This is a genomic window from Runella defluvii, from assembly GCF_014195535.1.
Classification (GTDB): domain Bacteria; phylum Bacteroidota; class Bacteroidia; order Cytophagales; family Spirosomataceae; genus Runella; species Runella defluvii.
The window spans coordinates 432,509-446,541 of sequence record NZ_JACIBY010000003.1 but is presented as its reverse complement, the minus strand read 5'-3'; the positions used below and the strand labels follow the sequence as shown (position 1 = coordinate 446,541).

Genomic DNA, 14,033 nt, shown 5'->3' with positions numbered 1-14,033 from the left:
CTTTACTTCTTAGATTACAAATCAGAGCCTTTTACTTGCTCTACAAATACTTTAGCTGGCTTGAAGCTTGGTACATAATGCTCATCAATAACAATAGCCGTATTTTTAGAAATGTTACGAGCTACTTTCTTTGCACGTTTTTTGTTTACAAAGCTACCAAACCCACGGACATAAATATTTTCGCCTTTTGCTAATGAATCTTTTACTACTGAGAAAAACGCTTCAACTGTTTCAGAAACGTTTGCTTTTTCGATGCCGGTTTGGTCGGCAACTGCTGCGATTAAATCTGCTTTCGTCACTTTTATTAAACTTTAAGGTTATAAAATTGTTATTCTTTGGAAATTAGTTTCAAAAATTCTACCATGCCGATGTGTTGATAAGCGTACGGCCTAATTTGAGCGCACAAAAGTAGTACATTTTCGACTAATTTTGAAAATGTTTTCTGTCTTAATTTGAAAAAAAAACTCCCGAATTCATTGAATAACAAGTTTTTTGCTGAAACCCTCATCCGTTGGTACACCCACCAACACCGTGATTTGCCCTGGCGACAAACACGAAATCCGTATTATATATGGTTATCCGAAATCATTCTACAGCAGACGCGCGTCGCTCAAGGATTACCCTATTATGAACGATTTGTTAGCACATACCCGACAATCACTGACCTTGCCAACGCCCCCGAACAAGAGGTAATACGGCTGTGGCAGGGCTTAGGGTATTACTCCCGGGCAAGGAACCTCCACCAAACGGCCAAACACATTGCATATCAACTCAATGGAGTATTTCCAAGCACCTACAATGAGCTGTTAAAACTCAAAGGAATTGGTCCATACACTGCCGCTGCCATTGCTTCCTTTGCCTTCGACGAAGCCGTCGCTGTCGTGGATGGAAATGTGTATCGGGTGCTTGCGCGGGTATTTGGCGTTGACCTTGACATTGCCAGTTCTCAAGGGCAAAAAAAGTTTGCCCAACTTGCCGCCGAACTCATCTCTATTGAACAACCAGCCTTGTACAATCAGGCCATTATGGAATTTGGGGCTGTGCACTGTACGCCTACCTCTCCCGATTGTCTGTTGTGTCCGTTTCAGGGCGTTTGCGCAGCTAATCTCACGGGTAGAGTTGCCCATTTGCCCGTTAAAATCAAGAAAACGAAGGTACGGGTGCGGCATTTTCATTATTTTATTTTGATGAAAGATGGACAATTGGCCATGAACTTGCGTACAGAACGTGACATTTGGCAGCAACTCTATGATTTTTATTTGGTTGAAACCGAGCATTCCGACGCAACTCTTGATTCGCTTCCTCTGCCTTCATTTTTACAACAAGCACTTTCTCAGTCTGTTGTCTCCCAACCCAGCGAAACAATTACCCATATACTCTCCCATCAGCGCATACAAGCGAGGTTTTGGCAAGTAGCACTTCCGCCAGGTTTTGATTTGGAACTTCCTTCCTCTCTTCGTTTTTTTACCCAAGAAGAAATTGACGAACTCCCCAAGCCCGTCTTGGTTTCGACGTATTGGAAAGCGCGGTTTTTTGAGTAAATTTGTCATCCGCATGGCTTCAAACCTTGCAGTTTTGACTCGTAACTTACAATTCTTTTTATAACAATGGCTGGAGTAAACAAAGTAATTTTATTGGGCAATTTGGGAAGTGACCCAGAGGTTCGTCACCTCGAAAATGGCTCAGCAGTAGCACGTTTTAACATCGCAACCTCAGAAAGTTACACCAATCGCAGCGGCGAACGTGTAGAACAAACAGAGTGGCATCGGATTGAACTTTGGGACAATTTGGCAAAAATTGCCGAACAGTATTTACGCAAAGGAAACACTGTTTATATTGAAGGAAAACTTCGTACAGAAACGTGGGTGGACAAAGAAGGAAAACAACGCGAAGGAAAAACGGTACGGGGAACTACGTTGACGCTCGTTGGAGGTCGTAATTCAAACAATAACGACGATAATTCGTCGGGTTACAATGGGCCACAACAATCAGCGCCTGCTCCTCGTCCTGCTCCTCAGCCTAAACCTGCGACGCCCATCGCCTCAGACTTAGGTGGCGGAGATGATGACTTGCCGTTCTAAGATTTCATCACCTTCCCGAAAGTTTTTCACCTTCCCGAAAGTTTTGAACTTTCGGGAAGGTAGGTACGAAGCTGAAGAAATGAATTACTTTTTCAGCACTTGCATTTGAAGCTGATATTGCTCATTTGGCACTTTTTCAGTCCTAGACTCTGGGCTGACCTGCTTTAAAATAAGCAAATATTTCTGCTGATTGACCGTCACCTCTAATGAATCCTGCGTCACAGACGTCTTGCGACCTACCACCTGACAGTCACCCAAGCACATCTTTACGTTTTGTTGGGCATTTAGTGCCAAATCAACAACCACTTCCCCCGCTCGAACACACTGTACATTTTTCGGGCAACGACTATCTTCAACGCCAGTCAGTGCCAATTGGACATCCCCTACCTGAACTGGTTGTTTTGTCGTCAGAGGAAAATCACTTCCTAGCGTCAACGAATCTACGCTTTCCGACTTACAACCTGCCATCAGGCCCAAGCACAAAATCAGTGCATTTTTCATAACTTTATTCGATTTTTGTCAACGCAAGCACCTTACTTGCTACTGTGATAAAGACGAGAAACGACCAAAAAACGTTGGAATAGACCTCCATGAATTTACGCATCAAAGAAATCAACCACGTAGCTTTGTACGTTGCAGACGTAGCGCAAAGCTGCTATTTTTATTCAATTACCCTACAAATGACCCAATTAGCCCGTCCCAACTTCGATTTCCCTGGGGCTTGGTTTCAAATTGGTTCTCACCAAGAATTACACCTAATCGGAATTCGCACGGAGCACGTTGTCTCGGGCTCTCGTAGCAATCACTTTGCGCTCGAAGTAGAAGACCTCTCCGCTTGGGAACAGCATTTAAAGGCGCAACAAGCGACCTACCGCCCCCCAAAACCTCGACCAGATGGACTTCTTCAACTTTTTGTCAAAGACCCCGATGGGTATTGGATTGAGTTATTTTCGAGGCCCTAACGTTATTTTTTTTCAAACGCCAGCGCTGCGCCGTTCATGCAGTAGCGTAAACCAGTTGGACGAGGGCCATCGTCGAAAACGTGTCCAAGGTGCGCATCACAGACGGCACAAATCACCTCATCACGTTCCATGCCGAAACTCTTGTCCTTTTCGTCTTTCAAAGCTTTTTTATTGATTGGCGCGTAGAAACTAGGCCAACCCGTACCCGAGTCAAATTTGGTATCGGAGGCAAACAACGGAGTTCCGCAACAAACGCATTTATAGACTCCTTTTTCTTTGTTGTTCCAATAAGGCCCCGTAAAGGCACGTTCCGTTCCTTTTTGACGGGTTACGTAAAACTGAATAGGCGTCAGGATTTTTTTCCACTCTGCATCAGTTTTGACCAACCGTTTGAGGTCTTGGGATTGTTGTTGCGAAAATGCTAGTGGACTCACTAACGACGTACCAATAAGTGTGTGAATGAATGAGCGACGGTTCATAGGTGATAGGCGATTTGGTTGTTTTTTTATATGTATATTAACGTACCAATTTAATCGAAAGTTTTACATAAATCAAAAATGCTTAACGACTGGCAATTAGGTGGAAAACGCGCCCTCGTAACGGGCGGAACCAAGGGTATCGGACGCGCCACGGTCCAACTTCTTCTAAAAATGGGTGCGGAGGTCTTGCTCGTGGCCCGAAACACAGAGGAAGTAGCCCAACAAGTGGGTGATTATCAAGAGCAAGGTTTTCCCGTGACGGGCTTGGCGCTGGATTTAGGAAACACGGAGGCCATCGAATCACTTGGCCAATTTGTTCAAACCCATTGGAAAAAACTTGATATTCTAATCAACAACGTAGGCACAAACATTCGTAAGCCCACCGACTCATACTCTTACGACGAATACGACCATATCCTCAACACCAATCTCCGTTCGGCCTTTCTGCTTACCCAAGCCTTGTATCCTGCTTTGCAATTGGCCAAAGGCTGTGTGGTTAACGTTACTTCCGTTGCGGGATTAACCTCCTTGCGTAGCGGTTCAATTTACGGAATGACCAAAGGTGCGTTGAACCAACTTACTAGAAATTTGGCTTGTGAATGGGCCAAAGACCATATTCGGGTCAACGCCGTTGCACCTTGGTACATTGCAACGCCACTGACGGAGTCGGTTCTATCTAATCCTGAGGCATTAAGCGACATTTTACGCCGAACGCCCATGCAGCGGGTGGGCCAGCCCGAAGAAGTAGCCAATGCCATCGTTTTTTTATGTCTTCCTGCCGCTAGTTATATTAGTGGACAGATAATAGCCGTTGACGGTGGTTTTACAGTATATGGTTTTTAGCAGCATTCTAGTTTTACCATTTTTTAAAATAATTTAAAAATAACTTAACATAAATTTTTAATCCCGCGTTTTTTTTCATTTTTTCGGGACTGAATTTACCTTCTAAACCTCCTATTTCTCATGTCAAAACAAAATCAAAGCTACGTAGGGCCGTTGATTATCATTGGTTTATTGTTTTTTGTGTTCGGGTTTGTTACTTGGGTAAACGGTACACTCATCACCTTCTTCAAGAAAGCCTTTAGCTTAGACAACACCAGCTCTTACCTTGTTACCTTCGCCTTTTTCATTTCTTATACGTTGATGGCGATTCCTTCGTCGGAAGTGTTGAAACGTACAGGTTTCAAAAATGGAATGTCGTTGGGATTGGCCATCATGGCCGTTGGTACCGCTATTTTTATTCCTGCGGCACAAATCGCCTCTTACCCTTTATTTTTGGTCGGTTTATTTACCATTGGTATCGGTTTGACGTTGCTCCAAACGGCTTCAAACCCTTATGCGACAATTCTCGGCCCGCGTGAAAGTGCCGCCCAGCGCATCAGTTTCTTGGGAATTGCCAACAAACTGGCAGGTATCATCAGCCAATGGACCTTTGGCGGGTTGCTTCTAGCAGGTGGCGCCGCAGCCGCACCAACCGATGAACTCCAAAAAGTAGAAGTACCGTACATGATTCTTACGGCCGTGCTTGTGGTATTGGCGGTTGTTATCAAAATGTCCAAAGGTCTTCCAGAAGTAAGTGAAGAACAAGAGGACGAAGGAGGAAATTCGGCGACCGCCAAGCACAACAGTGTTTTTGCGTTTCCTAACCTCGTTTTAGGGGTGATTGCCTTGTTTTGCTACGTAGGTGCCGAAGTAATTGCGGGTGATACCATCATTAGTTACGGCGTTTCGCTCGGTTTTCCCGAAAGCGAGGCAAGTACCTTTGGAACTTACACCCTCTGGCTCATGCTTGCGGCCTACGGTCTCGGCATTGTCTTGATTCCAAAATACGTTTCTCAAGGTATGTGTTTGAAAGTATCGGCTATTTTGGGACTCATTGTGACGGTTTTGGCCATCATGACCACAGGATTTACGTCTGTCATTTGCATCGCCATTTTAGGTTTTGCCAACGCCCTTGTTTGGCCTGCCATGTGGCCACTTGCGCTAGATGGCCTTGGCAAATTCACAAAAATCGGTTCAGCCTTGTTGATTATGGGTATCTCAGGAGGTGCAATCCTACCGCTCGTTTACGGAAAACTAGCCGATTCAATCCACAGCACACAGCAAGCTTACTGGCTGCTTTTACCGCTCTACGCTTTCCTTTTGTATTATTCATTGATTGGTTACAAAAAACGTAGCTGGTAATTCTCAATTAAACATTTACGATTTTGAAAATATCAACACCAGGCCGAATTTGCTTATTTGGGGAACACCAAGATTACCTTGGGTTGCCCGTTGTGGCAGCGGCGATTTCAAGGCGAATAAGCATTGAGGGAGGCAAAAGTAGCGACGATATGGTTCGCTTACACCTCCCCGATTTGAATGAAGAAGAGGCTTTTTTATTGAAAGAGCCTCTTCCTTACGTAAAAGAACGTGATTATTTTAGAAGTACCATCAACGTACTTCGTCGCCGTGGTTTTGTCTTTGGACAAGGTTTTGACGTGACTATTCACGGCAATATTCCCATCAATTCGGGTACGTCAAGTTCGTCGGCTTTGATTGTGACATGGGCCAACTTTTTGACCCGATTGGCCGATAATCCCAAAGAATTAAGCTCAAAAGAACTGGGAGAAATTGCCAACGAAGCCGAAGTACTCGAATTTGGCGAGCCTGGTGGCATGATGGATCATTATTCGACCGCAATCGGAAATGTGATTTATTTAGAATCTGTTCCAAAAATCCACGTTGAAGGTCTTCAGCCCAAATTAGGTGCTTTTGTTCTTGGCGATTCGTTGCAGCCCAAAGATACCCTCGGCATCCTTGCCCGCTGTCGGTATGGAATGGAAGCCATTATTGCCAAAGTAAAGCAAGTTGACCCGACGTTTTCCATCTTCACCACTCCCCTTGCCCAAGCCGATGACTATAAAGCACATTTGAGTTTGGATGAATTGGGGTTGTTGAAGGCAAACCTCGAAGACCGTGATATTTTGATTGAGGGAAAACAATTGATGTTGGCATCCCAAAACGGTACAGCCCCCCACTTCGACCAACAATTTGGACAATTATTGTACCGCCACTTTGCCAATTTGCGCGACCACAAGCGCACTTCCACCGATAAAATAAACCGCATGGTAGAAGCTTCCATGAAAGCGGGGGCATTGGGTGGCAAAATCAACGGTTCTGGCGGAGGAGGCTGCATGTTTATGTACGCCCCCGAAAATCCTGAAGCGGTTGCCGAAGCCATTAAAAGCGAGGGTGGTATCCCTTACATTATCTACATCGACGAAGGCACAAGAATAGAAAAGCAATAAATGAGTAATTTTTAGGGAACAGTTGTTTTTTATATTATTTTTAGAAAAGATAAAATAAAACCTAACTGTTTCCTTTCCTCATGTACGCCTCACGCCTCTTGATATTTATTTACTGCGCATTCTTTTGCCTCTCTCTCCCCAGTTTTTCTCAAGATTCCGAAAAAATCGACCGTGAATTTACCCTCGAAGCGACCATGCTTGGGTACTTTGCGCCCGATGGTGCTAAAAACCCAACGCTTCGTGCCAAAAAAGGCGAACGGATTCGCCTCAAAATTGTCAATGGGGAGTTAATGACCCACGACATTGCCCTTGAGAAATTGGCACTTAAAAGTAAAACCATTCTCGAAAAAGGAGCCAGTGCTACGCTGGTTTTCGTTGCCCAAGAAAACGATATTTACTACTGTTCCGTGCCTGGTCACCGCGCGGCTGGCATGGTGGGGCAATTGGAAGTATCGGAAAATGACGTTACTGCCAAGGTTATTACGGGACAAATCCCCCAGAAAAACGGCCAATCCCTTAACCTAAACTTCGAAACGGGCACCCTCCAAGACTGGACTGCCACGGGCGATGCTTTCGCAAACGGCCTCATCTCAGCCGACCCTTCTCCCCTGCACGAAAAAGAAATGCGCATTGGGTTCGATGGCATGTTTTTCGTTTCTAGTGGTGGGATTACCAATGCCAAGCAAATCGGCACCCTTACTTCCGTTCCATTTACAGTTACTCAGCCTTTTGCTTCCTTTAAAGTTTCGGGTGGTGCGTTGCAGGATACCCGCGTCGAGATTCGTCAAACGGGCAGCGATGTGGTTATTTTCTCCATCACAGGACAGGGGCGGGCTACGTTGCAACCCGTGGTAGTGGATTTGCAGGCGTACCTCAACAAAGAAATTTATATCAAACTCATTGATAACGAGACGGGTATTTCACAGATTCCGTACATACCCCACGACAAATGGGCTCACCTCAATTTTGACGATTTTTTATTCCACAGCACCCGCCCCGAGTTTCCCAATGAATTGAAACAAAGCGACATTGTGATTTTACCGCCACTCGACCCCGTTATCAACGCGGGTTTGTCGGGGGCAAAAGCCGCCGCTGCCATGACGCCACCCAAAGGTTTTAAAGTTTCGTTGGCCGCTGCCGAGCCCGACGTGGTTCGTCCGATTTGTTTTACAATTGATTACCGTGGCCGTTTGTGGGTCGTGGAAGGCCATACCTATCCCGTTCCTGCTCCCGAAGGACAAGGTCGCGACCGAATCCTTATTTTAGAAGACACCAACGGCGACGGCACACTCGATAGCCGCAAAGTGTTTATGGATGGGCTCAACCTCGTCAGCGGTATTGAGGTAGGCATGGGGGGAGTTTGGTTGGGTGCAGCCCCTTATTTGCTATTTGTTCCCGCCGATTTTAAAAACGACAAACCTGCAGGCCCTATTCAAAAATTATTAGACGGCTGGGGTACTCAAGATACCCACGAAACCCTCAACAGCCTCCGCTGGGGGCCTGATGGCTGGCTCTACGGAACGCACGGTGTTTTTACGCATTCAAACGTAGGAAAACCAGGCGCTCCCGACTCAGAACGTACCAAAATCAACGCGGGCGTGTGGCGGTATCACCCCACAGCGCACACGTTTGAGGTGTTTGCCGAAGGCACAAGCAACCCGTGGGGTATCGACTTCAACGATTATGGCCACGCCTTTATCACAGCTTGCGTGATTCCGCACATGTACCACATCATTCACAATGCCCGCTATCAGCGCCAAGCGGGAAAACATTTTAACCCATATACCTACGACGACATTAAAACGGCGGGCGACCACGTACACTGGATTGGCGAACGCGGCCCGCACGCGGGTAACTTTCGGTCGGGACCAAAGGGAGGCGGACACGCCCACGCGGGAGCCATGGTGTATTTGGGACACACCTGGCCTAGCGAGTACCGCAACGATATTTTTATGAACAACATCAACGGTGCGCGCTTCAACCGTGACCATCCCGAACGCGCTGGCTCAGGCTACGTAGTGCGCCACCGCGACGATTTTATGGCCATGAACGATACCTGGTCGCAGTGGTTGAACTTCAAATACGACGCCAGCGGTTCAGTCTTTGCCATTGACTGGTACGACAAAAACCAATGCCACAGTTCTAACCCCGACGTGCACGATAAAACAATGGGGCGAATTTTCAAAATCACCCACGAAAACGACAAATGGGTGCAAGTTGACTTATCGAAAGCCTCGGATAAAGAACTGGTCAATTACCAATTACACCCCAACGAATGGTACGTACGTCAGGCAAGAACATTGTTACAAGAGCGCGGGCCAAACAAAAAAGTCCACAAAGCATTGAAAGAAATTCTTACTAACAACCCTGACGTCACCCGCAAACTTCGGGCGTTGTGGGCATTGCACGTAACCAAGGGATTGACCCAAGCAGAAATGAATGCCTTACTCAACCACGAAAGTGAGTACGTACGCAGCTGGGCTTTACAATTGATGACGGAAGGCAAAACCATTTCGGACGAAACCCTCAAACAGTTTGTAAGCATAGCCCAAAACGATAATTCTCCACTGGTTCGGTTGTACTTGACCTCTGCTTTGTTACGAATTTCTCCCGCTCAGCGCTGGGAAGCAGTGGATGCCCTTGTTCAAAAAACCAGCGACAAAGGCGACCATAATATGCCCCTTATGTTGTGGTATGCGGTCGAGCCGTTGGCCGCTCTTGACGCCAAACGCGCCCTAGCACTTGCCGAAAAATCGGTGATGGACAAGCACTTAGAGTTTATGGTACGGAGAGTTTCGGCCTTAAATACCGATGAAAGTCGCTCGCTACTAACCAACTTGAAGAGCCGCCTCGAAAAAGAGCACAACCACCAATCCCACGAAGTCATTATGGCGATTGATGAAAGTATGAAGAGCATGAAAAAATAGGTTCTCTTTTTCCTGATTTTCCTTTAGAGGAAGTAAAACGTAGTTGTTAAAATTGATTTTAACAACTACGTTTTTTTTGTTTCCCACAATTTATTCGGCTGAATTTCGTGATTTGAATGATGACAGAGAAACCGAATAATAAAATTTTTCCGATAGATTATCTATTTTTATTTCACATAAACCTATTTTTTCGTTAATTGCATCTCCTAAAAAATCAGGTTTTCTATGAATTTTCTAAACGAGGACCAGGTAAACCAGCTTGCGCCCGATGCTTCATCGCTTAAAGCGGGAAAAGACTTAGCCAATGAACGCAAATGGTTGAATTACCAATCCAACGAGCGGGTACTGTGGGGAGAAGTGCAAGGAAGCGGAAAAGACCCCTACCGAACCCAAATCGACCTCCAAAATACCGCCTTTAAATGCTCTTGCCCTAGCCGAAAATTTCCGTGCAAACACGGTTTAGGACTGTTGTTTTTGGTTGCACGCCGCAACGGTGAAATTCCTCAACTCACGACCGAGCCTAGTTGGGTCAGCGAATGGATCAACAAACGTTCCGAAAAAGCCGAAGCCAAAATACAGCCGCCAATAAGTGAGGAACAGGATTCCGAAAAAACAGACAAACAAGCCAAAGACAAGGAAAAGCGCCAAAACGACCGTTTGCTGAAAGTTGAAGCAGGCATTGCCGAGCTTGACCTTTGGCTTCGAGACATGGTGAGGGGTGGGTTGTTGGCACTTCCCGAAAAAGGTAGCGCTTACTTTGAAAAAATGGCCGCCCGCATGGTGGATGCCCAAGCGACGGGTTTTGCCTCGTTGGTCAAAGAATTTACCAAAATCAACTATTACAAAGGCGATTCGTGGCAACCCCAAGCCCTCGAAATTGCGGCAAAAATACACTTACAAATTGAGGCATTTAGAAACCTCGACCAGCTCCCACCGCTTGTACAAGAGGAAGTGAAAAGTCGGGTGGGATGGAATGTGCAGCAAAAAGAACTAATCGAAAACAAAGAAGCCGAAACCATTGACGATGAATGGGTTGTGATTGGCAGACGTAGCACCCAAGAAGAGGACATTGTCCTCCAACGAAATTGGCTGTACGGGTGTAACTCCAAGCGTTTCGCGTTGGTGCTCAATTTTGCTTACAAAACCGCTGCCATTGAAACCCCGCTTGTGCCTGGCAATACCTCCAAAGCTCGTTTGGTGTTTTATCCAAGCCACAGTCCCTTTCGTGCATTGGTAAAGCATCACTTAGAAAGTAAATCATTTCTTCCTACCTCGCTGGAAGGACTTGAAAGCTGGCACCATTCGCAACTAGAATACACCCGTGCCATTGCCCAAAACCCCTGGGCTGATGACATCCCTCAATTGGTCGAACATCTTCAAATCACCAAATACCAAACTCATTGGTACCTTCAAGACACCACAGGAGCAGTGATGCGTATCCATGACTCGTTTGAAGAAGCCATCATTTGGAAATTATTGGCTTTTACCGCTGGACAACCTACTCCTCTTTTTCTGTTGCGGCAATCCACGTCGGTTTGGCCTTTGGGCATCGTTCAAAATTTTTCGTATCAGCTATTATAAACATTAACAGCCTTTTCCATTCATTATCAGATGTTTCATTGGGAATTATTAAAAAAAACCGCCCTGTTGGGTACCGAAAGGCACCCCTTACCGACCGAAGCACTCCCCGCCTCCATTCAAGAAATCTTAGCAAAAAGCAATAAAAATGATACTGAAGGTTATTTCCTAAAAGCGGCGGCAGTTCTATATAATTACAGTCGTGCTGGGCAAAATCCGACCAAAATTACCCTCCCCAATTTGGCTTTGGAGGACACTGAGACCTCGAATTTCTGTCCGCCAAAAACGGTTGCCCTTTGGAAAAAAGTGTTGGATTTATCGCCAGCGAACCCCTATTTACTGGAATTGCTACTTCAAAAATGCCACCAAAAACAGTGGGTTTTGACCGATGACTTGCTTGTGAACGCATTGAGCAATACCCCCAAGCAACTCCTTCCTCAGCTCCACCTTCTCCTTGGTGTGCGTGGAAAATGGCTGGCAAAGTTCAATGAATCTTGGCAAATCGCGGACGCTTCGCTGAGCATTACGCAGTGGGAAGAAGGAAAATCTACCGAACGAAAGGCATTTTTGAGCGAACTTCGACGCCAAAATCCAGCCGAGGCGTTGTCACTTTTGGCTCAGGCTTGGCCCAACGAATCGGCCAAAGACCGAAAAAATCTATTGTCCACGTTAAAAATTGGTTTGTCGGCCGACGATGAGCCCTTTTTAGAACAAATTCATGAGGAACTGACCAAAAATCTGACTTCGCCCAAACCCGTTACCCTTGAGACTATTCACCACATCAACGAATTACGGCTTTCCATTCAAGGGAGTCGATTCGGCAAAGTGGTAGCCGAGCAAATTACCAAGTGTATCACAAAAAAGAAGGGTTTATTTTCCGCAATTGGCTTTTCATCAGCCAATTATCAGCTTCAACTTCCTGAGTCAGAGGTGGATTTTTGGAACGGGGACGAAATGAACCAATGCTTTGGATTCGACAAATTAAGCTCTCAAAAAGGCGTTTCGGACGCCGAATACTGGCTACAATCGTTGCTTCGATGGCTACATCCAAGTCATTTAATCACTTTTTTTGAAGGAAACCTGTCACGATTGGTCGAGTTTTTTATCAACACTCAAAGCAAAAATACAGCGGCGTATTTATACGCCTTCAGTGAAGCAATGGCGTTTGCGTCGCCCGATGAAATCAATGCTTTTTTGAAAGTAACTGCCCACTTAGAAGTACAAAAAACAGACCTACTTCAACGTTTGCCTTGGCCCGACCAAGAAGAACTGTTGTTACATCATTCCCAACTTTCGTTTGCGTTGGTAAAAGCCATCACAACGGAAGGTCCGCCGCAAAATTGGTCATCTCAATTTTCAAAAAAGGCGTTGTCCGCGTTGGTAAAAGAGCTTGATGGTTCAAACTATTACTACGTTTTTTCCGACCGAAATTTTTTAAATCAGTTGGGGCGGAAATTGCACGTCAGTTCCAAAGACCTGCTTTACTCACTTCAAAATGAATTATCCCAAGATTGGCAACGAAACTATTGGAACACCCACGTTGCCGACATTCTCTTTAAACACCTAGAAATAAAAGAAGAAATAGAACAAATAACAGCACTATGAACGTACTAAGACAACATGCCGAACAACAGTTTGCGCTTGAATTGGAAGAAATTGGCAAACAAGATGCCCACAAACGCCCTACCAACTGGAAATTGTCGCCCCAAGCCGTGGTGCAATACTTAATGGGCGGAAAATTGAAAAACGGGTTTGAAATTTCCCCCAAGTATATCGGAAGCCGACGATTGATGGAAATTGCCGTGGCTACCCTTACGACCGACCGCGCGTTGTTGCTTTATGGGCTTCCTGGCACGGCCAAGTCGTGGGTGGCAGAACACTTAGCGGCGGCCGTTTCAGGAAATTCGACCTTACTTATTCAAGGGACGGCAGGAACGAGCGAAGAAGCCATAAGATACGGTTGGAACTATGCTCGCCTATTGGCCGAAGGCCCCACCGAAAACGCCCTCGTAACCACTCCCATGATGTATGCGATGCGGACGGGGCAAATTGCCCGCATCGAGGAGTTGACGCGTATCACCGCCGACGTCCAAGACACGCTCATCACGATTTTGTCCGAGAAAACCTTACCCATTCCTGAACTCAACATGGAAGTGCAGGCTGTTTCGGGTTTCAACGTCATTGCGACGGCCAACAACCGCGACAAAGGAGTAAATGAGCTTTCGGGGGCGTTGAAACGACGTTTTAATACCGTCATTCTTCCCGTACCTGATTCAATGGAAGAAGAAATTTCGATCGTACAGCACCGTGTTTCTAGTTTACAAAAAGCCCTTGAACTTCCCGCAGAAGCACCTTCTTTGAAAGAAATTCAACGCATTGTGACCATTTTCCGCGAATTACGCGCGGGAGTGACAGCCGACGGGAAAACCAAAATCAAAGTACCCACCAGTACCATGAGCACCGCCGAAGCCATATCAGTCGTCAACAATGGACTTGCCCTGGCTGCTCATTTTGGCGACGGTCGCCTAAATGCCCAAGACGTTGCCGCAGGTTTGGTAGGTGCGGTTGTCAAAGACCCTGTTCAGGACAAAGTAGTCTGGAACGAATACCTCGAAACCGTCGTCAAACCTCGCGCCGAATGGAAAGACGTGTATCGGGCTTGTAAGGAAATCACTTTGTAACTACCGACAATCAACTAGTGTTTTGTTAGTCATAG

Annotated in this window: 13 protein-coding genes; 10 read left to right on the top strand and 3 right to left on the bottom strand. The window is 46.0% G+C overall.

The window, feature by feature from the left end:
- Window positions 1-14: 14 nt before the first annotated feature.
- Window positions 15-299, bottom strand: a complete 285-nt coding sequence (locus tag FHS57_RS09335; protein ID WP_028525548.1) for an HU family DNA-binding protein — start codon at window positions 297-299, stop codon at window positions 15-17.
- Between the two features lie 177 nt (window positions 300-476).
- On the opposite strand from FHS57_RS09335, the gene mutY reads away from it, so the two are divergent.
- Both mutY and ssb read left to right on the top strand, forming a co-directional pair.
- Window positions 477-1,541, top strand: a complete 1,065-nt coding sequence (gene mutY, locus FHS57_RS09330; protein WP_183972820.1) for an A/G-specific adenine glycosylase — start codon at window positions 477-479, stop codon at window positions 1,539-1,541.
- Window positions 1,542-1,607: 66 nt separating this feature from the next.
- On the top strand, window positions 1,608-2,081 hold the full coding sequence (gene ssb, locus FHS57_RS09325) for a single-stranded DNA-binding protein (RefSeq protein WP_183972818.1): 474 nt from the start codon (window positions 1,608-1,610) through the stop codon (window positions 2,079-2,081).
- An 84-nt stretch (window positions 2,082-2,165) separates the two neighbouring features.
- On the opposite strand, the gene FHS57_RS09320 is transcribed toward ssb, so the two are convergent.
- Window positions 2,166-2,582, bottom strand: coding sequence for a hypothetical protein (locus tag FHS57_RS09320; RefSeq protein ID WP_183972816.1), 417 nt, complete (start codon window positions 2,580-2,582; stop codon window positions 2,166-2,168).
- An 89-nt stretch (window positions 2,583-2,671) separates the two neighbouring features.
- Here FHS57_RS09320 and FHS57_RS09315 point away from each other — a divergent pair, with 89 nt between their 5' ends.
- Window positions 2,672-3,043: a VOC family protein gene (locus FHS57_RS09315; protein WP_183972814.1), complete on the top strand. Its 372-nt coding sequence runs from the start codon at window positions 2,672-2,674 to the stop codon at window positions 3,041-3,043.
- Between the two features lie 2 nt (window positions 3,044-3,045).
- Here the strand turns inward: FHS57_RS09315 and msrB are convergent, their stop codons facing one another.
- Window positions 3,046-3,522, bottom strand: coding sequence for a peptide-methionine (R)-S-oxide reductase MsrB (gene msrB, locus FHS57_RS09310; protein WP_183972812.1), 477 nt, complete (start codon window positions 3,520-3,522; stop codon window positions 3,046-3,048).
- 78 nt (window positions 3,523-3,600) lie between these two features.
- Here msrB and FHS57_RS09305 point away from each other — a divergent pair, with 78 nt between their 5' ends.
- From FHS57_RS09305 to FHS57_RS09275, 7 genes are all read left to right on the top strand, one after another.
- The gene (locus tag FHS57_RS09305) at window positions 3,601-4,365 is read left to right on the top strand and encodes an SDR family oxidoreductase (RefSeq protein ID WP_183972810.1); all 765 of its coding nucleotides are present in this window, start codon (window positions 3,601-3,603) and stop codon (window positions 4,363-4,365) included.
- A 120-nt stretch (window positions 4,366-4,485) separates the two neighbouring features.
- Complete coding sequence (locus FHS57_RS09300) at window positions 4,486-5,706, top strand: sugar MFS transporter (protein WP_183972808.1); 1,221 nt, start codon at window positions 4,486-4,488, stop codon at window positions 5,704-5,706.
- 23 nt (window positions 5,707-5,729) lie between these two features.
- Complete coding sequence (locus FHS57_RS09295) at window positions 5,730-6,812, top strand: GHMP family kinase ATP-binding protein (RefSeq protein WP_183972806.1); 1,083 nt, start codon at window positions 5,730-5,732, stop codon at window positions 6,810-6,812.
- A gap of 80 nt (window positions 6,813-6,892) precedes the next feature.
- Window positions 6,893-9,739 carry a PVC-type heme-binding CxxCH protein gene (locus FHS57_RS09290; protein WP_183972804.1) on the top strand — a complete coding sequence of 949 codons (2,847 nt, stop codon included), beginning with the start codon at window positions 6,893-6,895 and terminating at the stop codon, window positions 9,737-9,739.
- 225 nt (window positions 9,740-9,964) lie between these two features.
- Window positions 9,965-11,320, top strand: coding sequence for an SWIM zinc finger family protein (locus tag FHS57_RS09285; RefSeq protein ID WP_183972802.1), 1,356 nt, complete (start codon window positions 9,965-9,967; stop codon window positions 11,318-11,320).
- A gap of 30 nt (window positions 11,321-11,350) precedes the next feature.
- Window positions 11,351-12,922 carry a DUF5691 domain-containing protein gene (locus FHS57_RS09280; protein WP_183972800.1) on the top strand — a complete coding sequence of 524 codons (1,572 nt, stop codon included), beginning with the start codon at window positions 11,351-11,353 and terminating at the stop codon, window positions 12,920-12,922.
- Window positions 12,919-13,998, top strand: coding sequence for an ATP-binding protein (locus FHS57_RS09275; protein WP_183972798.1), 1,080 nt, complete (start codon window positions 12,919-12,921; stop codon window positions 13,996-13,998). Before FHS57_RS09280 ends, FHS57_RS09275 begins: the two co-directional genes overlap by 4 nt.
- Window positions 13,999-14,033 lie beyond the last annotated feature (35 nt).